Annotated in this window: 19 protein-coding genes; 12 read left to right on the forward strand and 7 right to left on the reverse strand. The window is 65.3% G+C overall.

The features are described from left to right. Positions 1-101: 101 nt before the first annotated feature. The 5 genes from ACFVWT_RS03810 to ACFVWT_RS03830 all read left to right on the forward strand — a co-directional run bounded on the left by ACFVWT_RS03810 (position 102) and on the right by ACFVWT_RS03830 (position 5,520). A complete protein-coding gene (locus tag ACFVWT_RS03810) occupies positions 102-1,193 on the forward strand; it encodes an ABC transporter permease (protein ID WP_390245369.1) in 1,092 nt (363 codons plus the stop codon). 1 nt (position 1,194) lies between these two features. Continuing rightward, complete coding sequence (locus ACFVWT_RS03815; RefSeq protein WP_390245371.1) at positions 1,195-2,220, forward strand: ABC transporter permease; 1,026 nt, start codon at positions 1,195-1,197, stop codon at positions 2,218-2,220. After that, positions 2,217-3,911, forward strand: coding sequence for an ABC transporter ATP-binding protein (locus ACFVWT_RS03820; protein ID WP_390245373.1), 1,695 nt, complete (start codon positions 2,217-2,219; stop codon positions 3,909-3,911). Before ACFVWT_RS03815 ends, ACFVWT_RS03820 begins: the two co-directional genes overlap by 4 nt. Positions 3,912-4,047: 136 nt before the next feature. Continuing rightward, positions 4,048-4,491 carry a chorismate mutase gene (locus ACFVWT_RS03825; RefSeq protein ID WP_390245375.1) on the forward strand — a complete coding sequence of 148 codons (444 nt, stop codon included), beginning with the start codon at positions 4,048-4,050 and terminating at the stop codon, positions 4,489-4,491. Between the two features lie 3 nt (positions 4,492-4,494). Continuing rightward, positions 4,495-5,520 carry a hypothetical protein gene (locus ACFVWT_RS03830; RefSeq protein WP_390245377.1) on the forward strand — a complete coding sequence of 342 codons (1,026 nt, stop codon included), beginning with the start codon at positions 4,495-4,497 and terminating at the stop codon, positions 5,518-5,520. Here the strand turns inward: ACFVWT_RS03830 and ACFVWT_RS03835 are convergent. The 6 genes from ACFVWT_RS03835 to ACFVWT_RS03860 are packed head-to-tail and all read right to left on the reverse strand — an operon-like array spanning position 5,517 to position 11,731. After that, positions 5,517-6,230, reverse strand: coding sequence for a DUF4166 domain-containing protein (locus ACFVWT_RS03835; RefSeq protein ID WP_390245379.1), 714 nt, complete (start codon positions 6,228-6,230; stop codon positions 5,517-5,519). The genes ACFVWT_RS03830 and ACFVWT_RS03835 overlap by 4 nt on opposite strands. Before the next feature lie 28 nt (positions 6,231-6,258). Beyond that, a complete protein-coding gene (locus tag ACFVWT_RS03840; RefSeq protein WP_390245381.1) occupies positions 6,259-7,551 on the reverse strand; it encodes a DUF58 domain-containing protein in 1,293 nt (430 codons plus the stop codon). Between the two features lie 4 nt (positions 7,552-7,555). Next, a complete protein-coding gene (locus tag ACFVWT_RS03845) occupies positions 7,556-8,584 on the reverse strand; it encodes an AAA family ATPase (RefSeq protein ID WP_390245383.1) in 1,029 nt (342 codons plus the stop codon). Continuing rightward, positions 8,581-9,798, reverse strand: coding sequence for a DUF4350 domain-containing protein (locus ACFVWT_RS03850; RefSeq protein WP_390245385.1), 1,218 nt, complete (start codon positions 9,796-9,798; stop codon positions 8,581-8,583). Before ACFVWT_RS03850 ends, ACFVWT_RS03845 begins: the two co-directional genes overlap by 4 nt. After that, a complete protein-coding gene (locus ACFVWT_RS03855) occupies positions 9,795-10,532 on the reverse strand; it encodes a DUF4129 domain-containing protein (protein ID WP_390245387.1) in 738 nt (245 codons plus the stop codon). Before ACFVWT_RS03855 ends, ACFVWT_RS03850 begins: the two co-directional genes overlap by 4 nt. Continuing rightward, complete coding sequence (locus ACFVWT_RS03860) at positions 10,529-11,731, reverse strand: glycerophosphoryl diester phosphodiesterase membrane domain-containing protein (protein WP_390245389.1); 1,203 nt, start codon at positions 11,729-11,731, stop codon at positions 10,529-10,531. The genes ACFVWT_RS03855 and ACFVWT_RS03860 overlap by 4 nt, the downstream gene beginning before the upstream one ends. A gap of 457 nt (positions 11,732-12,188) precedes the next feature. Between ACFVWT_RS03860 and mtrA the strand changes: the two genes are divergently transcribed. The 7 genes from mtrA (at position 12,189) to secA (ending at position 22,526) form a co-directional block, all read left to right on the forward strand. Then, positions 12,189-12,863 carry an MtrAB system response regulator MtrA gene (gene mtrA / locus ACFVWT_RS03865; protein ID WP_209743487.1) on the forward strand — a complete coding sequence of 225 codons (675 nt, stop codon included), beginning with the start codon at positions 12,189-12,191 and terminating at the stop codon, positions 12,861-12,863. Positions 12,864-12,960: 97 nt separating this feature from the next. Then, the gene (gene mtrB, locus ACFVWT_RS03870; protein ID WP_390247058.1) at positions 12,961-14,751 is read left to right on the forward strand and encodes an MtrAB system histidine kinase MtrB; all 1,791 of its coding nucleotides are present in this window, start codon (positions 12,961-12,963) and stop codon (positions 14,749-14,751) included. After that, positions 14,748-16,469, forward strand: a complete 1,722-nt coding sequence (locus ACFVWT_RS03875; protein WP_390245391.1) for an LpqB family beta-propeller domain-containing protein — start codon at positions 14,748-14,750, stop codon at positions 16,467-16,469. Before mtrB ends, ACFVWT_RS03875 begins: the two co-directional genes overlap by 4 nt. 126 nt (positions 16,470-16,595) lie before the next feature. Beyond that, positions 16,596-17,522 carry a ComF family protein gene (locus ACFVWT_RS03880; protein ID WP_390245393.1) on the forward strand — a complete coding sequence of 309 codons (927 nt, stop codon included), beginning with the start codon at positions 16,596-16,598 and terminating at the stop codon, positions 17,520-17,522. 171 nt (positions 17,523-17,693) lie between these two features. Then, positions 17,694-18,419 carry a ribosome hibernation-promoting factor, HPF/YfiA family gene (gene hpf, locus ACFVWT_RS03885; protein WP_390245395.1) on the forward strand — a complete coding sequence of 242 codons (726 nt, stop codon included), beginning with the start codon at positions 17,694-17,696 and terminating at the stop codon, positions 18,417-18,419. A 32-nt stretch (positions 18,420-18,451) separates the two neighbouring features. Continuing rightward, positions 18,452-19,717 (forward strand): winged helix-turn-helix domain-containing protein, encoded by a 1,266-nt coding sequence (locus ACFVWT_RS03890; RefSeq protein WP_390245397.1) that lies wholly within the window; start codon positions 18,452-18,454, stop codon positions 19,715-19,717. Between the two features lie 70 nt (positions 19,718-19,787). Then, a complete protein-coding gene (gene secA / locus ACFVWT_RS03895; protein ID WP_390245399.1) occupies positions 19,788-22,526 on the forward strand; it encodes a preprotein translocase subunit SecA in 2,739 nt (912 codons plus the stop codon). 146 nt (positions 22,527-22,672) lie between these two features. Here secA and ACFVWT_RS03900 read toward each other — a convergent pair whose 3' ends face one another. Continuing rightward, positions 22,673-23,221 carry an Rv3235 family protein gene (locus ACFVWT_RS03900; protein WP_390245401.1) on the reverse strand — a complete coding sequence of 183 codons (549 nt, stop codon included), beginning with the start codon at positions 23,219-23,221 and terminating at the stop codon, positions 22,673-22,675. Between the last annotated feature and the right edge of the window lie 6 nt (positions 23,222-23,227).

Below are 23,227 nucleotides of genomic sequence, written 5' to 3' on the forward strand. Positions count from 1 at the left end.
GCCGACAAGGCGGGGCGCCACGGCGTCCCGCCTTTCGTGCTGAGGCAGGGCAACAGATTCCGAGGCTCACGAGGCCGCCGGAAGCACACATTTAGGTACCAATGACAACACTTATCGAGGCGCCGCCAACCGACGCCGACGGCCTGCTGCCGTCAAAGAAGAAGTCGTCCGGCGGGGGACTGGGCCAATACATCCTGATCAGGTTCCTCCTGATCTTTCCAACCATCCTGATTCTGGTCACGATGGTGTTCTTCCTGATGCGGATCACCGGTGACCCGATTACCGCCGCGCTGGGCGGGCGGCTTCCGCCCGAGCAACTGGCCGAGAGGATCACGGCGGCAGGCTACGACCGTCCGATCCTCGTGCAGTACTTCGAGTACCTCGGACAGTTGCTGACCGGCAATTTCGGCACGACACTCTCTGACAACCGCCAGGTTACGGAGATGCTGACCACCTATGGTTCCGCCACCCTTGAACTGACCATCAATGCATTGCTGGTGGCACTGGTGGTGGGCATCCCGCTCGGCATGATCGCGGCGCACCGTCGCGACAAAGCACCCGACGCCGTGCTGCGCATCTTTGCGATCCTTTGCTACGCAACGCCGGTGTTCTTCTCCGGGTTGCTCTTCAAGCTGACCTTCTCCGTATGGCTGGGATGGCTCCCGGTTGCCGGACGCGCTAAAACATCCAGCGAACTGGAACTCACCTCGCTGCAGGCTCCCACCGGCATCTACTGGCTGGACGCCGTCCGCAGCGGCAACATGGCGGCACTCGGCGACGTCACGGCCCACGCCGTGCTGCCGGCCCTCGCGCTCGGTCTGTTGACGGCGGGCATCTTCCTGCGATTGGTCCGGACCAACGTCATCGGCACGCTCGGCAAGGATTACGTGGAAGCAGGCCGTTCACGCGGCGTCAGCGAATTCCGCCTGGTGACCAAGCACGCCTACAAACCTGCCCTTATTCCCATCATCACCGTGATGGGCCTGCAGATAGCAGTTCTACTCGGCGGCGCGGTGCTGACCGAAACAACCTTCGAATGGAAAGGCCTGGGCTTCCAACTGGCCACCTACCTGACGGCCCGTGACTTCGTGGCGGTCCAGGGCATCGTGGTCCTCCTCGCAGTGATCGTGGCCGTGACCAACTTCATCGTGGACATTGTCGCCGCGCTGATCGACCCCCGCGTGAGGTACTGACATGAGCACCGATTCCCTAGCGACGACGTACAAGGATCCGCGGGCCTCGTGGTTCCGGCGGCTGCCGGTCGTCTCACATTTCAACAAGAGCGTCGGCCTGCAGCGCGGAATGCTTGTCACCGGGCTCGTCCTAACCGGCATCTTCCTTCTCACCGCCATTTTGGCGCCCCTCATCGCACCCTTCGGCTTCTCGCAGATTTCCGACGCCGACGGCGGGTTCCCTGCACAGCAGGCACCGGGCGGAAAGCACCTCTGGGGCACCACCGTGGGCGGCTACGACGTCTTCTCCCGGGTTGTCTGGGGCGCCCAGACCGCCGTCATGGTGATTGTGGTGGCCGTAGTCATGTCCATCTTCATCGGCGTGGTCCTGGGACTGGTTAGCGGCTACATCGGCGGCTGGCTGGACCGCATCCTCGTGGTGATCGCGGATGCCGTCTACGCCTTCCCGTCACTCCTGGTTGCCATTGTGATGGCCATTGTCATCAGCGGCGGCAGGTCCAGCCTGTGGGGCGGTATTGTGGCCGCGGCAATTTCGATCACCGTGGTGTTCATCCCGCAGTATTTCCGGGTGATACGCGCGGAAACCATCCGTCTGAAGGCCGAACCCTTCGTGGAATCCGCAAAGGTGGTGGGAGCGTCGAATGTCCGGATCATGAGCCGGCACATCTTCAAGAACGCCACCCGCACCCTGCCGCTGATCTTCACGCTCAACGCCTCTGAAGCCATCCTGACGCTTGCCGGCCTGGGCTTCCTGGGCTTCGGTATCGAGCCGACCTCCGCCGCAGAGTGGGGCTTCGACCTCAACAAAGCCCTGGCGGACACCACCTCGGGCATCTGGTGGACGGGCGTCTTCCCCGGCCTGGCAATCGTACTGACCGTCCTGGGACTAACGCTCGTGGGCGAAAGCATCAACGACCTCAACGATCCGCGGCTGCGCGGCCGCAAGAAGGCCGTTTCCGGCAAGGGCGGGCCGGACTCCACCCCAGCGGCGCAGGCACCGCACCAATCAGAAGTGAGTAGTTCATGAGCACCAACATCGACAGTCGCGGCACCGGGCCCGTCCTCGACATCGACCACCTGAGGGTCACGTTTGCCACTGACGCCGGAGACGTTTACGCCGTCAAGGACGTCAGCCTTGAGGTCAACCCGGGCGAAGTGGTGGCGATTGTCGGTGAGTCCGGCTCCGGCAAGACCGTTACTGCCAAAACCATCCTGGGGCTCCTGCCGGAGACGGCCATCAGTTCCGGCGCGGTGCTGATCAACGGCAACAACGTGATCAGCGTCAGCCCGGCAAAGCTCCGGCAGATTCGCGGCCGGGACGTCGCCATGGTTTTCCAGGAACCGTCCACGGCGCTGAACCCCGTCTTCACCGTGGGGTGGCAGATCGCCGAAGGCATCCGCGCCCACGCCCACGGCAAAGGCGGCCGGGTATCGGCAAAGGAGGCCAAATCCCGTGCCATCGACGCCCTCCGGAAAGTCGGCATCCCGGATCCCGAAAACCGCGTTGATTATTATCCCCACCAGTTTTCCGGAGGTCAGAAGCAGCGTGTGGTCATTGCTGCCGCACTTGCCCTTAACCCGGGACTGATCGTCGCCGATGAACCCACAACAGCCCTCGACGTCACGGTCCAGGCGGAGATCCTCCAGCTGTTGAGGGACCTTCGGGACAAGTACGGCACCTCGATCGTGCTGATCACCCACAACATGGGAGTGGTGGCCGATCTTGCCGACCGGGTCGTGGTGATGTACCAGGGCGACGTCGTCGAGGAAGCGACCGCCAAGGTTCTGTTTGCCGAGCCGAAGAAGGAGTACACGCGCAAGCTCCTGGCCGCTGTTCCACACCTCGGCAGGAATTCCGCCTCCCAGGGAATGACCGTGCGGGCGCACCAGGACCGGAAGGTCCTGGTGGAAGCCAAGGGGCTGACCATTGAATACCCCGGCAGGCTGGGCAGCCCCGGCTTCAAGGCCGTGGACGGCGTGAGCTTCACGCTTTCCGAAGGTGAAGTTTTCGGTCTCGTCGGTGAATCGGGATCCGGAAAGACCACCATCGGACGTGCCATCGCGGGCCTCAACCGCACCACGGGCGGCAGCCTGAAGGTTCTCGGCTACGAGATGCTGAACCTCAAGGAACGGACGTTCAAGCCCCTCCGGAAGGAGATCGGGTTCGTGTTCCAGGATCCGGCCGCCTCGTTCAACCCGCAGCTGACCATCGGTGACTGTGTTGCCGAACCGCTCATCATCCACAGCAATCCCACGCCCGCCCAGGCGCGAAAACGCGTGGGTGAGCTGCTCGAATCGGTACAGCTGCCGGCGGCCTACGCTGACCGGTTCCCGCATGAGCTCTCCGGCGGGCAGCGTCAGCGCGCGTCACTGGCCAGGGCGCTGATCCTGAACCCGAAGCTCCTGATTGCCGACGAGCCCACGTCGGCGCTGGACGTTTCTGTCCAGGCTGTGGTGCTGGAACTGTTCAAGGACATCCAGGCGGAGTTCGGATTCGCTGCGCTGTTCATCAGCCACGACCTCGCGGTTGTGGACATCCTTTCCCATTGGGTCGGTGTGCTCTACAAGGGCAAACTCGTGGAGCAGGGGCTTGGCACCCAGGTGATGGGCGCCCCTCAGCATGACTACACGCGCCGGCTCATCGCGTCGCTGCCCGTGCCTGATCCGGACGAACAGGCCAGGCGCCGGGAAGCGAACCGCTCGCTGCTCGCGGGCTAGTTTCGTTCCGTAGGGGGAGATGCCCGCCGTTCCGTCCGGACGGCGGGCATTTCCATCGCCGGTCCCGCCCCCGGGCGAAGTTGCACGGACGCTTCACAGCCACGGGGAATTGGCGGGGTGCCCATAGACTGGAATCATGACCGAGCAGAACCAAGATCTTCCCGACGCCGATTCCTACGACCCCGCAGCCAGCTCATTGGCCGGTCAGGTGGACCAATCGGTGATGGCGGAACTGCTGTCCATCCGGTCCAGCATCGACAACATCGACGCCACCCTCGTTTTCCTCCTGGCCGAGCGGTTCAAAGCCACCCAAAAGGTGGGCTTCCTCAAAGCGGCGCACAAACTGCCCGCCGGCGACCCCGGCCGGGAGACCGCCCAGATTGCACGGCTCCGCCGCCTCGCCGAAGAAGCGCACCTGGATCCGGCCTTTGCCGAGAAGTTCCTGAACTTCATCATCGGTGAGGTGATCCGGCACCACGAAGCCATTGCCGAAGACCACCAGGCAGCCGAGAACAACGGAGCAACCGCAAGCCGGCCGGTGCTGTCCACGCCCGCCCCCTCCACCGCCGTCGACGCCTAGGCCATGCCGGAATCGCAAGTAACGGCAACGGCCCTGGGTCCGTGGCCGGGTGAGGATCCGCTGGAAGCAACGCGGATAGTCCGCGGCGAGCTCGGCAGCCCGCACCTGCCGTTCCTCGTGGAGCTTCCGGACCGCGGCGTCGGCTCGGATGCTCTCGGCAGGACGGCGTCGCTCCTGGTAGACCTCGCCGTGGACGTCCAGCCCTACGGTTGGCGGATCGTGGATCGTCCGGGGAAGGATCTGATGCGGGCCAAGTCGGCGCTCTCCACGGACATCAACGTTCTTGCCGACGTTACCGGGACCGAAGACAGCCCGGCGCGGGACTTCAAGGTCCAACTGCGCGGACCGCTCAGCCTGGCCGCGGGCCTGCACCTCCACAACGGCGAACGTGCCCTGCTCGACTACGGCGCCCGGCGTGACATAGCCGAATCACTGGCAGCCGGTGTTGGTGACTTGCTGGCCAGGGTCGGCACAGCTGTTCCCGGGGCCCGGCTGGTGGTCCAGGTCGATGAACCCGATATTGCGGCGGTCCTCGCCGGCACAATTCCAACATCCAGCGGCTACCGGACATTGCGAGCCGTGCCGGGCCAGGAAGTAACAGAGTCGTGGCGGCTGGTCATCGAAGCGCTCAGGGCCGCCGGTGCCGCCGAAACGGTCATCGCGGTTGCTGAAATCGAGGCGCCCTTCGAGCGCATTATCTCCGCAGGCGCTGACGGGATCGCAGTGCCGCTCAAGGCCCTTACGTCCCGGCAATGGGAACAGCTCGCCGGCGCGGTCGAGGCCGGAAAGAGCCTGTGGGCCGGCGTGCTCCCGGCTGGCCATCCGGGCGGCGGGCTGCCTCGCGTCCAGGACGCCGTGGAGAACGTGTGGCGGCCCTGGCGCAAGCTGGGTCTTCCGGCGGCCTCGCTCGGTTCGATCCGGGTGACGCCGTCCGGCGGGCTTTCGGGTCACACGCCGTCTTCCGCCACGGCCGTCCTGGCCCGCCTCACCCAGGTGGCGGACGGGCTCAACCAGTTGGCACTCGGCTAGACCCGGCTTTCCCACCTGTCCGGCCGGGCGTAGCCCGGGAGGTGTCCTGGTGTCGTGGCTCCGCCGGGGTAGGAGCGGAGGCGGTAGTCGAAGCTCCCGGCATAAACGAGGACAAGCCCCAGCTGCGGCTGGATCACTTTGACCTGGATCCTGTGTTTTCCGCGGACGCCTTCCGACGGTTCCCACCACTGCTCCGCGTAGGCTTTGGCATCCAGTGCCGCCGGCAGTGGAACACGCAGCGGGCCCAGGAACAGCCGGGACGCTTCGGAGACGCCGCGGAGCCTGCCGTCAGCGGTCACGCTGAGGTTGAGGTCGGTGACCAGGCGCCGGTAGCGGCCCACGTAATCCACCAGACCCGGAGTGCTTCGGGAGTCGTCAAAGCTGGTGGTGTCGTGGAACAACCGGGTGCGGCCGGGAAAGTGGATCTCGCGCCGGGCGGTCAGGCTTGACCGGCCGAACGGATCGAGGTGCGCGTGGTTTTCGATCCGGAAAGGAATGCGCTCACCGTACTCCGGAAAGAACGCCTCCTCCCCGGCCGTCAGCCGCAGCAGTGGGCGGAGCCACGCCTGCCGGCAGCCGACGACGTCGAACACCCCCTCGCCGACGCCATAGCGTCCCGAGCCCGGGGCGAGCGAGAAGTATTCCTGGAGCTCGGGCTGCAGGCGGGCAAAGTCACTGCCCAGGGCACGCTCATAGATGGGTGTGTTCATAATAGCCTCCTGGTTTTCGACACATGGGTCATAGTCTTCCTGCCGCTTTGAGCCGGATGTATGCGTCCGCGAGTGCGGGCGGCAGCTCGTGGGGTTCTGCGTCCACCACTTCGACGCCCATCTGGCGCAGCTGGACGGCCACCGCCTCGCGTTCCAGCAGGGCGCGTTCGGCGGCTGCCGCGCGGAACACCTGTGCCGCCGTCGTCCGTTCCTTCTGCATTGTTCCCAGCATGGGGTCCCGGACGGACGCAACCACCACCACGTGCTGCTGCGCCAGTTGCGCGGCCATTGGCAGCAGTCCTTCTTCCGGCGCGCCGCTGTCCAGCGGGGTCAGCAGCACCACCAGTGAGCGGTGTGCGGAAATCTGCCGGACCTGGCCGGGGATCTGGCTCCAGTCCAGCTCGATGAGTTCGGGTTCCAAGGGTGCCATGGCCTGCACGAGCTGCCCCAGCAGGTTTCCTTTCGAGGCGGATCCGGCCCGTCCCCTGGTGCGCCGGTCGAAGGCGAAGAAGTCCACGCGGTCGCCGCCGCGTTCGGCGAGCACGGCCAGCAGCAGCGCAGCCTCGATGCCGGTGTCAAGGCGGGGTTCGTCGGCGATCCTCGCAGCGGCCGTACGGGAGGTATCAAGCATGATCACCACGCGCCGGTCACGTTCGGGACGCCAGGTACGGACGACGACGGCGGAGCGCCGCGCCGTGGCGCGCCAGTCTATGGAACGGACGTCGTCACCACGGACATAGTCGCGGAGGGAATCGAACTCGGTGCCGGCGCCCCTGATCTGGACCGCCGCCTTTCCGTCCAGTTCGCGCAGTTTACGGAGCTTGGACGGAACGTGGCGTCGCGAGTGGAACGGCGGCAGCACCCGGACGGAGCCCGGACACGGAAGCGTCCGCTGCCGGGCGGCCAGCCGCAGCGGACCAAAGGCGCGGACGGTCACATGCGGTGCCGCGAGGTCGCCGCGCCGGGCAGGCTTCAGTAAGACCTTCATGCGCCGCCGCTCGCCGGCCGGAACGTGCACCTGCTGGCGGGGATTCTGCGCGCCGGCAGACGGCTGCCAGGCATCCCGCACCATTGCCCGGAGCGGACGCGAACCGGTGTTCCCGACGGTCAGCACGGACTCGGTGCTGCCTGTGAGCGTGACGTTTGCCGGCAGGGCGCGGTCCAACGTGATCTTCCGGAGCGACGCGGCCAAGGCGAGATCCAGCAGCAGGAAGGCGAGCAGAACCAGGCAGACCAGCAGGACGGTGCCCCACCCGGGAAACAGCATGACCGGCACCAGGCCTGCCAGTGCCAGAAGTACGAACCGTCCCGATATGGCCATGGCGTCAGCGGGGCACGGGAACGGTCGCCAGGATGCTGGCGAGGACGCCGTCCACATGCACTCCGTCCATCTGGGCTTCCGGCTGCAGGGCCACACGGTGGCGGAGGCAGGGGAGAGCCAGTGCCTTCACGTCGTCCGGTGTCACGAACTGCCGCCCCGAAAGCCAGGCCCATGCCCGGGCGGCACTCAGCAGGGCTGTGGCGCCGCGCGGGGACACGCCAAGCTGGAAGGACGGTGCAGCGCGTGTGGCCCTCGCGATGTCTACTATGTAGGCGGCCACCTCAGGCGCCACCTCCACTGCGGCGACCGCGAGCCGTGCCTGCTCCAGCTCGGCCGCACCCGCCACTGCGCGCACGCCGGCTGCTGCCAGGTTTCTCGAGTCAAAGCCGGCCGCATGCCTGCGGATGACCTCGATCTCGTCGGCACGTCCCGGCAACGGCATGGCAAGCTTCAGGAGGAAACGGTCCAGCTGGGCCTCAGGCAGGGGATAGGTGCCCTCGTACTCCACCGGGTTCTGCGTGGCTGCCACGATGAACGGAACCGGAAGGGGCCGTGAGGTTCCGTCCGCCGAAACCTGGCGTTCTTCCATGGCCTCCAACAGGGCTGCCTGCGTCTTCGGCGGAGTCCTGTTGATCTCATCGGCCAGCAGGATGTTGGTAAAGACGGGGCCCTCGCGGAAGCTGAACTCCGAGGTCCGGGAGTCGAAGACCAGCGAGCCGGTGATGTCGCCCGGCATCAGGTCGGGGGTGAACTGCACGCGCTTGGTGTCCAAGCTCAGCGCGGCAGAGAGCGTGCGGACCAGCAGGGTCTTGGCCACGCCCGGAACACCTTCAAGCAGGACATGCCCGCGGCAGAGCAATGCGATGAGCATCCCGGTGACGGTGGAGTCCTGGCCGACTACGGCCTTGGCAACCTCTTGCCGTACATCAAGCAACGCCTGCCGCACGGGATCGGCGCCGCCCCTGGCTTCGGCGGTTGCGAGCGCAGGGCCGCCGGGGGCGCCCTCGGTGAATCCGTTGGTCTGCTCACTCATCGGGCGGTTACCTCTTTCTCTAGTGATTCAAGCTGCTGGGCCCAGTGCACCAGCTCCGGCTCCGTCCGGGGACGCGCCTCCAGCACGCGGCCCAGGTCTTCGCTGGAGCGCCCAAGGTGCCGGGCGGCGGCGTCGACAATTGCAGCTGACTCGGCATCCGGCCCCAGCCGGAGGACCCGGGCAAGCCGGACCAGCGCGCCCGCCCTGAGGCTATCCGCTGCCCGGTCCACGGCGTGGGCGTCATGGTACAGCCGTGCGCGGCCTTCAGCAGTCTCCACGGCCTTGACCACCACCGGCAGCGGTTCGAAGACCAGGGGTCCCATCCGCCTTCCCCGCCACGCCATGGCCAGCACCGCCACCAAAGCAAGCCACGGGCCGAGGAAGGCGACCCACGGAGGGGCGAGCTCAGTCAGCGTCCTCGGCGTGTCCTCCGTGGTGACATCTGCCAAGCCTGGAAGGTACCAGACGAGAGTGTCCGAGGACCCCAGTGTCCTGAGCGCCAGGGCGGCGTTGCCGTGTTCATCGAGCAGGCGGTTGCTGAAGATCCGGGTGCTGCCCACCACTGTCAGCCGGCCGTCGCCGCTGTTGGCGAAGAGCCCGCCCATTCCCTTCGCGGGTTCGTAGCACACGCGACTGGACTGGTACAGGTAGCCGGAGGCCGCCGAGACCGCCCCGGCGGCGGCGGCATCGTCCAACTCACAGCCCGGGTCCAGGGTTTCCACTCCCGCCGGCACGACTCCCGCGGGACGGATGTCGCCGTCGAGGGCGCTGAGCGTGCTCAACCGGGGAGTAATAACCACCATCCTGTCCGTGCCCTGCTGTAGGGCCTGCAACTGGTCAGGGTCCAGGTAGCCGTTCCGGTCGTAAAGGAGCAATGTCGGCCCCCGGCCGTCAGCAGAATCCGACGCGCTGTCCAACTCCGACATCGTTGCGTCGAAGGTGTCGGTCTGGCGGACGTCCACGCCCCGGCTTTCCAGTATTTCCGCTGCTGCCCGGGCTCCCTCCGGAGCGGCATTGCGTGCAGACAGCGGCAAGCCGTCGGTGCGCGGCGATTGCTGGGCCAGGATTGTGAGCCCCACGCCGACGGAGAAGACCAGGACCAGCACGGTCCATGTCCGGTGCCGGCGGATCCATCCCATGACGCCGTGAGCTGCACCGCCGCCTCCCCCCGCGGCAGGTGCCGGCCGCTTCTCCGGCGCCAGGACAGGCGTCATCGGGGCAGCGCCAGGTGGTCCGTGGCGGAACGGCCGTAGTCGGGTCTTGCTGTTTCAAGAAGATGGTCCAACGCGACCAAGCGCGCGTGGTCCCCGGCGGTGGCATCGGCGCTGCCGTACCGTACGCCGTCGAAGACGCCGGCGGCACACCGCAGCTCTGCGGCATGGCTGCCTAAGGCGGCAGCAAGCTGGCCGGCCACCTCATCCGCGGTCCGGCCGGGCAGGGGGTCGATAATCGTGCGGTCCTCCGCCGCCCGGACAATGGCACGGAACTGTTCGACGACGGCGGTACGCCAGTCGGTGCGCGCGGCAGCGGCGGCCGCACGCTTCCGGTATTCGGTCGGGCCGATGGAAGGATCGGCGTCGACGTCGTTCCTGTCCGGGCGGCGGCGCCGGGCGTTCAGCCGGGGGCGCGCCAAGAGGATCGCCACGGCGATAAGTACGAGAACGGTAACTCCGATCGCCGGGACTGCGATGCCGCCGTCCATTACCGGGTCGCCGCTGCCAAGCGACCGCAGCCATTCGGTGAACTGCCGCCACAGTTCGGTCAGCCAGTCCGGCTCCGCATCCCGATAAACGGGTTTTGAGAGCTCTTCGACGGCCCATCTTCGGGCCTCCTGCCTGTCGGGCTCGACAGGAGGTTCGGCCTGCGTGGCCCCTACGGCCCACTGCAGGACGGCACCCGCCGCGGACGCCGGCTCCCACGCCGACTCGAAAAAGCCCGGCCGGTTCATCCGGCGCCCGGCGGCGGGCCGGAAGGCGGCGGGTTGTACCCCTGCGGAGGGCCGTACCCTGGCGGCGGGCCGTATGGCTGGGGCTGGCCGTAGCCAGGTGGAGGGCCGAAGCCAGATGGAGGGCCGTAGCCCGGTGGCGGGCCGTATGGCTGGGGCTGGCCGTAGCCCGGTGGCGGGCCGTACGGGGAACGGGCCCAGCTGCCGGAGGAAGGGCTGCCCGCAAAGTTGCCCTCCGGCGCCACGCCGCGCCCAGGAACGCCGTCGGAGTCGTTGCCTGATTCGAGCTGCCGCTGAAGGGCGAGGTCCAAGCCTTCCTGACGCATCCGGAGGTCCATGTACAAGAGGCCCATAACGGAGGTTTGGAAGGCGTAGCCGACGGCACTGATGACGGCTGTGACAATGATCGACGCGATCCCGACGGCCACGGCGAGGGCGCGCTGCCCGTCATCTCCGCCGTGGGGGGCGATCACGGACGAGAAGCCGCCGGAGGCGAGGCCGATGGGGATCAGGACAATCTGGCTGATGATGCCGATCAGCAGGGAAATGACCACGACGATGCCGAAAATCCGCCACCAGTTGTGCCGGGTGAGCTGCCAGGATCGCCGCAGGCCGTCAAGAACTCCTTGTTCCTCGACGACGATCACCGCCGGCGTCACCAGAAGGCGGATGGAGACCAAGAGTATGGTCGCCATGCTTCCGAGGATCAGGGGGACGATGATCAGTGCCGACGATGCGCCCATGGAATCGGCCAGCAGGATGGTCCCTCCCACCACTACCACTGCCAAGGCGATCCCGGCCAGGATCTGCAGGCCTCCGAAAGCGAGCAAGGCGCCGACCCTGGACCGGGACAATGTCCACATCTCCTTGAAACCGGTGCGCCGGTTCAGGACCGACCGGGCCACCGGAACCACCATCACACCCTGAAGGACGATGGAGATAAAGAAGGAGACCAGACCCAGGACGGCAGCACCGACCAGGAGGCCCCCGCCGAGGTTCACCATTTCCGGGGGAGCCAGGCCAGCCAGCCACAGGCCGATCGACTGTCCCCGCGATTCGGTCTCGGCCGTGAAGACCGCACCGACGACGGTCGCCAGTGTTTGTGCCAGCATCGCAGCACCCAGCATCGCCGCAGGATTCCGCCTGATGGTCTGGAACGCGCCGTCAAGGATTTCGCCGAACATCAATGGCCGTAGTGGCACAATGCCGGGCTTTGGCGGGGCTACGTATGCCGGCTGGGCCTGTCCCGGACCCGGTCCACCGTACGGTGCGCCCCACTGCGGGCCTCCGCCGTCGCCGGCTGGCGGAGGGTTCCACTGCGCGGGCGCGTCCCAGGGGAGCGGTTGCACCGGCGGTGGCCGGTACTCCCGGGATTGTGCGTTCGGATCCTGCTCTGACAACCTGTTCCTCCCCCAAAAGACGCTGTCCGCGAGCAGCCCGGCCATTGCCTCCGCCAGGCGCTCCGAGCCGGTTTCGGATTGCACCGACCTGCCCGCTCCCAGCCTATAGTTTTGGCCGCAAGCCTCATAGCTTCCGGCTGATTCTTCCAGCGATGGCGTCGGTGCGCCCTCCCGGATTGCCTCCCCGCCGGTAGCCTCCGCGCCATGCCGTGTCGCCCCTCAACGGGACAAAGCCCATTCAATAGGCGAATATATAACTATGAAGGCACGCATTCTGGTAGTGGACGATGACGAGGCGCTGGCCGAGATGATCGGGATTGTCTTGCGCAATGACGGCTTCGAGCCGGTCTTTTGCGCCGACGGCGGGCAGGCGCTGGAAGTTTTCCGTTCCTCAAAACCGGATCTTGTGCTTCTGGACCTGATGCTCCCGGGCATTGACGGCATCGAAGTGTGCCGGCAGATCCGCGCCGAGTCAGATTCCCCCATCGTTATGCTGACCGCTAAGTCCGATACCTCGGACGTGGTCCGCGGCCTTGAATCCGGTGCTGACGACTATGTGCCCAAACCATTTAAGCCGGCGGAACTGGTGGCCCGGGTCAGGGCCCGGCTCCGGCCCGGGGACCAAAAAGCGCCGGAGACACTGCGCATCGCCGACATCACGATCGATGTGGCAGGCCACCTTGTGAGCAGGAACGACGAACGGATTTCGCTGACGCCCCTCGAGTTCGACCTGCTCGTTGCCCTTGCGCGCAAGCCGTGGCAGGTCTTCACCCGCGAGTTGCTGTTGGAGCAGGTCTGGGGATACCGGCATGCGGCCGACACGCGCCTCGTGAACGTCCATGTCCAGCGGCTGAGGTCGAAGATCGAGCGGGACCCCGAAGCCCCCGAAGTTGTTTTGACGGTCCGTGGTGTCGGCTACAAAGCAGGTTCCTGAACCGTCCAGCGGCAAAGCCGGCGGTGAGCCGGAGGTAGCCCGCCAACATAAGACGGAACACACCCACCCCCACGGCGCTCCGGAGCATACGGACGCGCTGGCCGGCGTCTTCTCGGACGTACCGTTCCGGACCCGAATTTGGCTTCGTCGCGCCCGGATTGTGGGACTGCGGGTCTCAAGGCTCGTCCGGACCGGGCTGCTCCGGCTCCTTCCCGGCGTCCGGTTCCTGTTGCGGGCCTTGCATCGGCGCTGGCGCCGTTCCCTGCAGTTCCGCACAGTGCTCACCACGCTTCTGCTCTCTATCGGCTCGTTCGCCGTCGTCGGGGCATACCTGTCGAACCAGATTGCCAACAATCTGTTCCAGGAACGGCTGACCCAGGCGGAGTCCGAGACCTTGTACAACGTCAAGCAGGTTCAGGACACGTTCGACGGGGCCCAGGTCACCGACCAGTCCAGCGTGATTACGTTGGTGTACGACACGCTGAATGCCGTTGAGGGCCGCGGAAACGTCATCCAGCGCCGGTATGTGTTTGAGGCGATGCCGGAACAGACGAAGCCCCGCAACCGCTGGGTGGAATCGCGGGCTTCGGACCAGCTCACGGTCAGTGTCATTCCGCCCGCGTTACGGAAGGCGGTCCAAGAGTCCGGAAAAGACCAGTTCTGGGCATCCACGGAGTTCCCGGTGGGTACCGAAGACCGTCCGGGGATCGCAGTCGGCAACAAAGTCACGTTTAACGGCACCGTGTACGAGCTGTACCTCATTTACGATTTGAACACCGCGCAGAAGACCCTCGACGAGATACAGAACGTCCTGCTAGCCGGCGGGGCGGTGCTCGTTCTGATCATTGGCGCTATCGCCTGGTACGTCACCCGGAACGTGGTCAGTCCAGTCAGCCATGCCGCGGTGGTCTCGGAAAAACTGGCGGCCGGGCAGCTCCAGGAGCGGATGGTGGTTAAAGGCGAGGACGAAGTGGCACGGCTGGGCGCGTCGTTCAACCATATGGCTGCCAGCCTCCAGGAACAGATCACCCAGCTGGCGACCCTGTCACAGATGCAGCAACGCTTCGTCTCCGATGTGTCCCACGAACTTCGCACCCCCCTCACCACCGTCCGGATGGCCGCCGAAGTCCTGTACGACGCACGGCATGACTTCGATCCCATCAACAAGCGCTCCGCTGAGCTGCTCTACAACCAGGTTGAGCGCTTCCAGTCCCTTCTGGCTGATCTCCTGGAGATCTCCCGCTTCGATGCAGGTGTCGCCATGCTCGACGCGGAACCCACCGATATCCTGCAGCTCGTGGCCAAAGTCGTGGAAGACGCAGGACCCGTCGCAGCCGAGTACGGTTCGCAGGTCACCATTAATTCGCGGGATGAGAGCATCGTGGTAGAGATGGACGACCGGCGCATCGAGCGGATCCTTCGCAATCTGGTGCTCAACGCGCTGGAGCACAGCGAAGGGAAACCGGTCAATATTTCGGTAGCTGCAAATGAAACCGCCGTCGCCGTCGCCGTCCGTGACCACGGCATCGGAATGACGCAGTCCGAGGCGGCAAGGGTTTTTGACCGGTTCTGGCGGGCGGACCCGGCCCGGGCGAGAACTACGGGCGGCAGCGGGCTGGGCCTGTCCATCGCCGCGGAAGACACGAAACTGCACAACGGATGGCTTCAGGCCTGGGGCAGCAAGGGAACGGGATCCAACTTCCGGCTGACGCTTCCGCTGAGGCAAGGCGAAGCCATCTCCAAATCGCCGCTCCAGCTGGAACCGGCCGACGTCGAATTGCCCGGCGGATCTGGGCAAGGCACCATGCTGCTCCTGGGACCCGCTGCAATTCCTGAGGAATCGACGGATGCGCGCGCCCGGACCGAGGGCAGGGAAGAAACAGAATGAACGGCACCCCGCCACGGTTGCGAAATGCTGCCATTGCGCTATTGACGCTTCTGCTTCTGCTGCTGACCTCCTGCGCGCAGATCCCGCGTTCCGGGCCCGTGGGAAAAAGTACGGACGAGAGCGCCGGCAAGCCCAACAACGCGCCCGTTTTCTTTCCGGTGGCGCCACGCGATGGCGCCGGACCGGAGTCCGTCATTGAAGACTTCTACCTCGCCGGCAGCGGCTACGAGGACGACTACGCCGTTGCGAGGGAATACCTGACACAGGCAGCCTCTGTTGCCTGGAAACCGGACCAGCGAACTCTGGTCTTCCGCTCCACCCGGGTGGTCCGGACGGGAGTGGAAAACGTCTTCAACTACGAACTGGACGTTGCCTACTCGGTCGATGCAGACGGGATCGCGACGCAGTTCCCCGAAGGAACCAAAGAAAACATTCCCGTGACGCTGACGCAGGTGGACGGCCAGTGGCGCATCTCCGCGATTCCTGACGGAATTGCCATCCCCGAGCAGACTTTCAAGGTGATTTACGGCGCCTACCCCATCTACTTCTATGATCCCGGCTTCACCTACGCCGTGCCCGACGTGAGGTGGTTCAACAAGAAGAAAACGGTCAAAGCCATGACCAGCGCCTTGCTCAGCGGACCGGCCCCATATCTCAAGGGAGCCGTTGTCAGCGCGTTCCCGTCCGGAATGAAGCTGACGCGCGAGTCCGTTCCGGTCGTCTCCGGCGCGGCCCAGGTGGACCTGTCGGCCAAAGAACTCGTCGAGGCCTCCAGCGAGGACAGGCTAAGGATGCAGACCCAGCTGTCCCTCACATTCCGCGGCCAGCCGGACGTCGTCAACGTCGAACTCCGGGCAAACCAGGACCTGGTCCGGGTCGAGGACAACGGTTCCGTGCTGCCTCCAGTCAGGGACAAAAACGTCCCTGCCCGCCAGATCGCTGTGAATGACGGCCAACTGGTCCGGTACGAGAACAACCGCATTTCGCCGCTGCCGGATATTCAGTCCGTGGGAGCCCTCGGTCCGGTTTCCCCAGCCGAATCGCCCGTTTCGCAGTCGGTGGCGTTCCTCAACGGCAGCCGGACCACTCTGTACTCGATCGTGCCGGGCCAGCCCGCGCGGGCGCTGACTACCCGTTCCACCCTCACCCATCCGTCGTTCGGGCAGCAGGACTGGGTCTGGACTGCCGGTCCAGGAGCCAACGGGGCAACGGAAGTTCTTGCCTACCGCCCCGCGGGCGTTGCCGAAGCCGCCGCCATGCCCACTGTCACGCTGGCGCCCGCCTGGCTCGCCGGGCGCACCGTCAAAGAATTCCGCGTATCGCGCGAAGGGGTACGGGCGCTCGTGATTTCCGAGCAGAACGGGAAGACCCGAGTGCAGGTGACCGGAATCGTACGCAATGCGGACGGAACCCCCCGTGACCTCACAGCCCCCACAACCCTCCTGACGGACCGGGAACCGGACCAGGGGGTGTGGGTCAGTGACACCTCTGTAGCGGTCATGAAGGCATCGGCCACTGACAACGTCACCCCGGAACTGCTGTCGCTGGCGGCATCGCAGCCCCAGCAACTGGCGCCTTGGCCCGGGCTCACCGCGATCAGCGCCGGCAACGGACCCGAGGAAATCTTCGGGCAGTCCGCTGACGGCATTTTCCAGCGCCTCGGAAACGGCTGGTCGCCCCAGCTGAAGGGGCCCGTGGACCCGTCATTCCCGGGCTGACAGCGCCGCCGGCATCTACTGTGAGGGGCCTGCCTGCACGGGCTGGGTGTTATCCACAAAGCCCCGGGCCCCACATAGTTGGACCGCCGGCTGTCACCGGGATACGCCGCCGGGCAGGCTTGGTCTGTGAGAAGAAGCCCTGACCCCGATCTCGAGCCGCCTCCGCCGCCGTCGGCAAAGCACCGCGGCGACTATGCACGATGGTGGCTACGGGCTGCGGACCGTGCAGCGGACGCCTGCCGCGAACTGCTTGCCCTCGCCGCCCCTGTGGAATGCGTCTGCTGCGGGTCGGAAGACTTCTCGCTGTGCGGCCCCTGCGAGCGGTCCCTGCGCCTGCTCACGCAGACCCCGTTCCGGGCCGAGGGCCAGGCGCCGGCACTGATGGACGTGGACGGTTCGGTGATTCTTCCCGTCGTGGCCGCAGGGGTCTATCGCGAGGAACTTGCCCAGGTTGTGCTGTCGTTCAAGAAATACGGCCAGGGCCAGCTGGAATCGGTACTGTCCAAGGCGCTTGGGAGGGCGATCAATGGGGCTGCCGGCACGATGGACGGATTTTGCCTGATACCTGTTCCCACCACCAACAGCGCGTTCAGGAGGCGCGGTTTCAGCCCCGTACATCTCTTGTTGCGGAATTTGCACCGCAGCGGGCGCCTCGGCGCCGGGATTCCAGCCGATGCGCTGCGCAAGGGAGGGGCCCTCGCGCAGTGGCATTGGTCCGGCGGCGCCCTGCCCGAACGGCTCCAGGCGCTCGTTCCCGCCCATGCGATGGCGGGAGGACAAAAAGGACTGGGGAGGGGCGCCCGCGCCAAACGTGTCCGCGGATCCATGCGGGCAGGGCCGGCGCTCCTCTCACCCGCCATCCGGGGACGCCCCTGCATTATTGTGGATGACGTGCTGACTACCGGGGCCACGCTGGCGGAAGCAGCACGGGCCGTCCACCAGGCGGGAGGCGTCGTGGCGGGTGCCGTCGTACTGGCTGCGACACGCCCGCCGGACGTCGTGGATACAGCGGCCGTTCCCGGCGTCACGGCAGCGGCGGGCGGCCGACATTGAAAAAAATAAACGAAGAAAAGGTGAATAACGGGTAGCGATGAACTAACGTCGGTTGTGGGTACCAAGATCAGTTGTACCTGTCGATAGCGGCTCGGAAAGGGGCTCGACTGTCAGTCAGATCGGCCCCGGGAAGTGCCGCCGTCGTGTCACCGAAGTCATTTGGAGGGCACCATGGAGTTCATGATCAGCGGACGGAATTTGACGGTTTCAGACCGCTTCCGCGAATACGCCGACGAGAAGATCTCAAAGATCGCATCGCTGGGAGACAAGGTCCAACGGGTGGACGCGAAGGTCTCCAAGGAGACCAAGGCCCGCCAGACCGCAGAGTTGCTCACGGTCGAACTGACTGTCTTGGGCCGGGGCCCCGTCATTCGAGCAGAGGCCAGTGCCGCCGACAAGTTCGCCGCGTTCGATCTCGCTTACAACAAGCTTCTTGAACGCCTGCGCCGGGCGAAGGACCGCAAGAAGGTCCACCACGGCCGGCACACCCCCAAGTCTGTCACCGAAGCGACAGCCAGCCTTGAGCCGGCCAGCGCCACCGAGCCTCTGTACGTGGAGGCGGGCAACCATCAGGAGCCCCAGGCCGCGCCGGTTGAAAAGTCGCCCTACGACGTCGACAACGACATCCCTGCAGGGGATTCACCAGTCCTGATCCGCCGCAAGGTGTTCCCGGCGGCATCCCTCACGCTCGACGACGCCGTCGACAACATGGAACTCGTTGGCCACGACTTCTACCTGTTTGTGGATAAGGAAACCAAAGCGCCGTCCGTCGTCTACCGCCGCGACGGGTGGACTTACGGCGTGATCTCCCTCGACCAGACCTGCGAGCCCGGTGTGGCTCCACTGGAAGAGAAGATCCTCGCCTACCGTTCCGAGGATGAGCCAGCCACCGCATAAGCTAAGGCTGACCATACAACGAAGGGACTGACGTGCAGGAAGTGCTGAGCCTTAAGCAGGCGCGGCGGATCGCACTGGCAGCCCAGGGATTGGACAAAGTACGGCCCGCCGGACCCGTGACTGCACGGGCGGTGGGCCGTACTTTTGCCCGCCTCCACCTCGTCCAGATCGACTCCGTCAACGTGTTGTCGCGGAGCCATTACCTGCCGTTCTTCTCCCGACTGGGGAACTACGACCGCGCCATCCTTCACCGAATGGCGGGTACCCACCCTCGCCGCATGATGGAGTACTGGGCACACGAGGCGAGCTTTATCCGTCCGGACCATTTCCAGGACCTGGTCCTGTGGCAAAGCCGGAAGTGGGTGGGAGCGCATTCCATGGACCCCGAGGTGCGCAGCGGCGTCGCCTCCCGGGTGCTCGAGGCGCTGGCCGCCGGACGGCCGATGACCGCAGCCGAACTCACCACACACCTCGGTCATGTGGAGGACCGGACGCAGGATAACTGGGGATGGAACTGGAACGCGGTCAAACGGGTTCTGGAGCACCTCTTCGAATCCGGCCTCATTTCGGCAGCGTCCCGCACTGAATCGTTCGAACGGCGCTACACCCTTACCACCCGGGTCCTGCCCGAACGGCCCGGGGCAGCCCCGGACGTTCCGGTTCCGGAGTCAGGGTCGGACCACGCGGCTGCGCTGGCGCGCCTCATCGATGCCGCTGCCCTGGCGCACGGGATCGGCACACTGCGATGCTTTGCCGACTACTTCCGCACGCCGTTACGCGCATCCGCCGTAGCCGTGGACCACCTCGTCGAAACCGGGAGGCTGGTGCCCGTCACCGTGGCCGGCTGGAATAAACCCGTCTTCCGGCACGCCGAAGCGAAACTGCCGCGAACGGCCACCGCACGCGCACTGCTGAGTCCCTTCGACTCGCTTGTGTTTGAGCGGCGGCGCCTTGAGGCCTTGTTTGGCTTCCATTACCGCATCGAGATCTACACACCCGAGCCGAAACGCCGCTACGGCTACTACGTGCTGCCCTTCCTGCTGCGGGACGGGATCGTGGCCCGGGTCGACCTCAAAGCAGACCGATCCAACGGCCTCCTGCTGGCGAAGGCTGCCCATGCGGAGCCCGGCGCGCCCGCCGACACCGCCGTCGACCTCGCCGCGGAACTGCAGCTCATGGCAGAGTGGTTGGAACTGGACCGGGTTGTTGTGTCCCGGAAAGGAGACCTGGCACCGGCTCTCGCCGACGCCGTGTCCGGGGCAGGCGGCGGTGTATCCGCTGAGAGGGAACAGGCGTAACCGGCCCTGTGTCTCTCCCGTAGACTGAACACGCCAGAATTCGGCAGCTTGAGACTGGGAGCAACTTCACGTGGCATCACTTATCGAAAAACTTCTCCGCACGGGTGACAAAAAAACCCTGAGGCAACTGCGGAACTATGCCGATTCCATCAATGCCCTGGAAAGCTCCTTCCAGACCTTCACTGACGCCGAACTGCGCGAAGAAACGGACCGGTTGCGGGCACGCCACCAGGACGGCGAGAAGCTGGACGACCTCCTGCCCGAGGCCTTCGCCGCGGTCCGCGAAGCCTCCTCGCGGACCCTTGGCATGCGCCACTTCGACGTCCAGCTGATGGGCGGCGCGGCCCTGCACCTGGGCAATATCGCCGAAATGAAGACCGGTGAAGGCAAGACCCTCGTCGCCACCGCTCCGGCCTACCTGAACGCACTCACCGGCAACGGGGTGCACGTCATCACCGTGAACGACTACCTGGCTGAATACCAGTCGGACCTCATGGGCCGGGTCTACCGCTTCCTCGGCCTGACCAGCGGCTGCATCCTGTCCAACCAGGACCCCGCCGTGCGCCGCGAGCAGTACGCCGCGGACATCACCTACGGCACGAACAACGAATTCGGCTTCGACTACCTGCGCGACAACATGGCCTGGGACAAGTCCGAGCTTGTCCAGCGCGGCCACCACTTCGCAATTGTCGACGAAGTGGACTCCATCCTCATCGACGAGGCCCGCACCCCGCTTATCATTTCCGGTCCGGCCCAGGGCGACACCAACCGCTGGTACAGCGAGTTCGCCAAGGTTGTAACCCGGCTCAAGCCCGAAGAAGACTACGAAGTCGACGAAAAGAAGCGCACCGTCGGTGTGCTCGAGGGCGGGATCGAGAAGGTCGAGGACTACCTCGGCATTCACAACCTCTACGAGTCCGCGAACACCCCGCTGATCGGCTTCCTGAACAACGCCATCAAGGCCAAGGAACTCTTCAAACGGGACAAGGACTACGTCATCCTCGACGGCGAAGTGCTGATCGTTGACGAGCACACCGGCCGCATCCTCGCCGGCCGACGTTACAACGAAGGCATGCACCAGGCGATCGAGGCCAAGGAAGGCGTCGAGATCAAGGCGGAGAACCAGACTCTCGCCACGGTCACGCTGCAGAACTACTTCCGCATGTACGACAAGCTTTCCGGCATGACCGGTACAGCCGAGACCGAAGCCGCCGAGTTCATGAGCACGTACAAGCTCGGCGTGGTGGCCATCCCCACGAACCGGGACATGCAGCGCATCGACCAGCCTGACCTCGTCTACAAAAACGAGGCCGTCAAGTTCGACGCCGTTGTCAAGGACATTGCCGAGCGGCACGAAAAAGGGCAGCCCGTCCTCGTGGGTACCACCAGCGTGGAGAAGAGTGAGTACCTGTCCCGACTGCTGGCCAAGGAAGGCATCCGCCACGAGGTCCTCAACGCGAAGAACCACGCCCGGGAAGCCGCAATCGTCGCGCAGGCCGGCCGCAAAGGCGCCGTCACCGTAGCCACGAACATGGCCGGTCGAGGTACCGACATCATGCTGGGCGGAAACGCAGAATTCACTGCCGTCGCCGAGTTGGCGGCCAAGGGCCTGGATCCGGAAGAAAACTCGGAAGAGTACGAGGCCGCGTGGCCAGCTGCATTCGAGGCCGCCAAGCAGGCGGTCAAGGACGAACACGAGGAAGTCCTGAACCTCGGCGGACTGTACGTCCTTGGTACCGAGCGCCACGAGTCGCGCCGCATCGATAACCAGCTCCGGGGACGTTCAGGACGACAGGGCGACCCCGGCGAGTCGCGGTTCTACCTCTCGTTGACGGATGATCTGATGCGCCTGTTCAATTCGGGTGCGGCTGAACGGCTCATGAACAGCTCCGTTCCCGACGACGTCGCCCTTGAATCGAAGCTCGTTTCGCGTGCCATTGCCTCTGCGCAGGGCCAGGTTGAAGGCCGCAACGCGGAACAGCGCAAGAACGTCCTCAAGTACGATGACGTCCTCAACCGCCAGCGCGAAGCCATCTACGGGGACCGCCGCCGCATCCTCGAAGGCGATGACCTGCACGAGAAAGTGCAGTTCTTCCTCGAAGACACCATCACTGCCCTCATCGACGCAGCAACCTCCGAGGGTACCGGGGACGACTGGGACTTCAACCAGCTCTGGACGAACCTCAAGACCCTCTACCCGGTCAGCGTGACGTCCCACGACGTCATCGACGAGGCCGGCGGGAAGTCCCGCATCACGGTGGACTTCCTGAAGGAAGAGATTCTTTCCGATGCCCGGCTCGTCTACCAGGCCAGGGAACAGGTCATCGGGTCCGAGAGCATGCGCGAACTGGAACGCCGCGTGGTTCTGTCCGTGATCGGCCGGAAGTGGCAGGAGCATCTCTACGAGATGGATTACCTCAAGGAGGGCATCGGACTCCGCGCCATGGCACAGCGTGACCCGCTCGTTGAATACCAGCGCGAGGGATTCATCATGTTCCAGGCCATGATGGAGGCCATCAGGGAGGAGAGCGTGGGCTTCCTGTTCAACCTTGAGGTTGAGGTGACCCCCGCCGAGGACGTCGTGGTGGCCGACGGCGCCGGAGAACACACGGAGCACCATGAGCCGCAGATCCATGCGGCAGGACTGGAAGCGCCGGAGAAGCCCGCCCAGCTGCAATACACTGCCCCGGGTGAAGACGGCGCGAGCCAGACCCGCGTCGAAGGCAGGTCGTCGGGGCGTTCCGGGAATCCGGCCAAGGCGGCCCAGGACGGCGCCCGGAAGCCGGCGCCGAAAAAGAAGAAGCGCTAGAAGAAACTCCTGGTTGCGGTAGCTGCAGCAGATTAAGTCACGGGTAAGGACCGGAACAGTTGTTCCGGTCCTTACCCGTATCTGCTGTCTGAACGCTCTGCTGTCTGAACGCCAGGAATGATGGACATTGCCCACAGGACGATCCCTCAGCCGATCTCCAGGGCTGTGATCCGCCAAACCTGATTGCTGCGCTCAAGCCGCACGGCGACTGCGCGGACCCTTAGCTCATCCACTACTACGGCGCTTGCCTCGTAGATTCCGGACGCGACTTCGCAGGCGCGGACAGATCTGACTGCGGGATTGCGGTGCAGGCGTCCTGCCGTGGGCGATGGTCCAGCCGCAAGCCGGCGGGTCAGCGCCGCGCGGTGCTGGAGTGACGCCAGACACCTCTGATCAAGCCTCCGTGAGAGTTGCTGGATGGGACGTGTGCCGGCCAGCACTTCGATGGCGGCCTGGACGGTGCCGCGGGTAATTGCGCAAACCTCTCTGTTCTCGGTTGCGGTCTGGAGGAGCCGTCCGTTCCTGGCGGCGTCACCCGGGTTACCCGGCCGCGGCGTTGCCGCCGTGCCGGCCGGGTATTGACGCGGGGCAGGGGCGCCAGCTTCGGGGACTGCTACCAGCCTGCGCGCTGGCGGATTACCGGCCTCGGAGCGTTCCAATGCCGGGGATATGGGGACCAAGTGCAATGCGGTCATGATGTT

This window comes from Arthrobacter sp. NPDC058288, assembly GCF_042880995.1.
Lineage (GTDB): Bacteria > Actinomycetota > Actinomycetes > Actinomycetales > Micrococcaceae > Arthrobacter.

Bases quoted from the DNA above. Each gene is read 5' to 3' on its own strand.
- ACFVWT_RS03830 (WP_390245377.1), top strand. From the start codon at position 4,495: ATGCCGGAATCGCAAGTAACGGCAACGGCCCTGGGTCCGTGGCCGGGT.
- ACFVWT_RS03850 (WP_390245385.1), bottom strand. From the start codon at position 9,798: ATGACGCCTGTCCTGGCGCCGGAGAAGCGGCCGGCACCTGCCGCGGGG.
- ACFVWT_RS03840 (WP_390245381.1), bottom strand. From the start codon at position 7,551: ATGGCCATATCGGGACGGTTCGTACTTCTGGCACTGGCAGGCCTGGTG.
- ACFVWT_RS03810 (WP_390245369.1), top strand. From the start codon at position 102: ATGACAACACTTATCGAGGCGCCGCCAACCGACGCCGACGGCCTGCTG.
- mtrA (WP_209743487.1), top strand. From the start codon at position 12,189: ATGAAGGCACGCATTCTGGTAGTGGACGATGACGAGGCGCTGGCCGAG.
- ACFVWT_RS03855 (WP_390245387.1), bottom strand. From the start codon at position 10,532: ATGAACCGGCCGGGCTTTTTCGAGTCGGCGTGGGAGCCGGCGTCCGCG.
- hpf (WP_390245395.1), top strand. From the start codon at position 17,694: ATGGAGTTCATGATCAGCGGACGGAATTTGACGGTTTCAGACCGCTTC.
- ACFVWT_RS03845 (WP_390245383.1), bottom strand. From the start codon at position 8,584: ATGAGTGAGCAGACCAACGGATTCACCGAGGGCGCCCCCGGCGGCCCT.
- ACFVWT_RS03825 (WP_390245375.1), top strand. From the start codon at position 4,048: ATGACCGAGCAGAACCAAGATCTTCCCGACGCCGATTCCTACGACCCC.
- ACFVWT_RS03820 (WP_390245373.1), top strand. From the start codon at position 2,217: ATGAGCACCAACATCGACAGTCGCGGCACCGGGCCCGTCCTCGACATC.
- ACFVWT_RS03875 (WP_390245391.1), top strand. From the start codon at position 14,748: ATGAACGGCACCCCGCCACGGTTGCGAAATGCTGCCATTGCGCTATTG.
- ACFVWT_RS03835 (WP_390245379.1), bottom strand. From the start codon at position 6,230: ATGAACACACCCATCTATGAGCGTGCCCTGGGCAGTGACTTTGCCCGC.
- ACFVWT_RS03900 (WP_390245401.1), bottom strand. From the start codon at position 23,221: ATGACCGCATTGCACTTGGTCCCCATATCCCCGGCATTGGAACGCTCC.
- ACFVWT_RS03815 (WP_390245371.1), top strand. From the start codon at position 1,195: ATGAGCACCGATTCCCTAGCGACGACGTACAAGGATCCGCGGGCCTCG.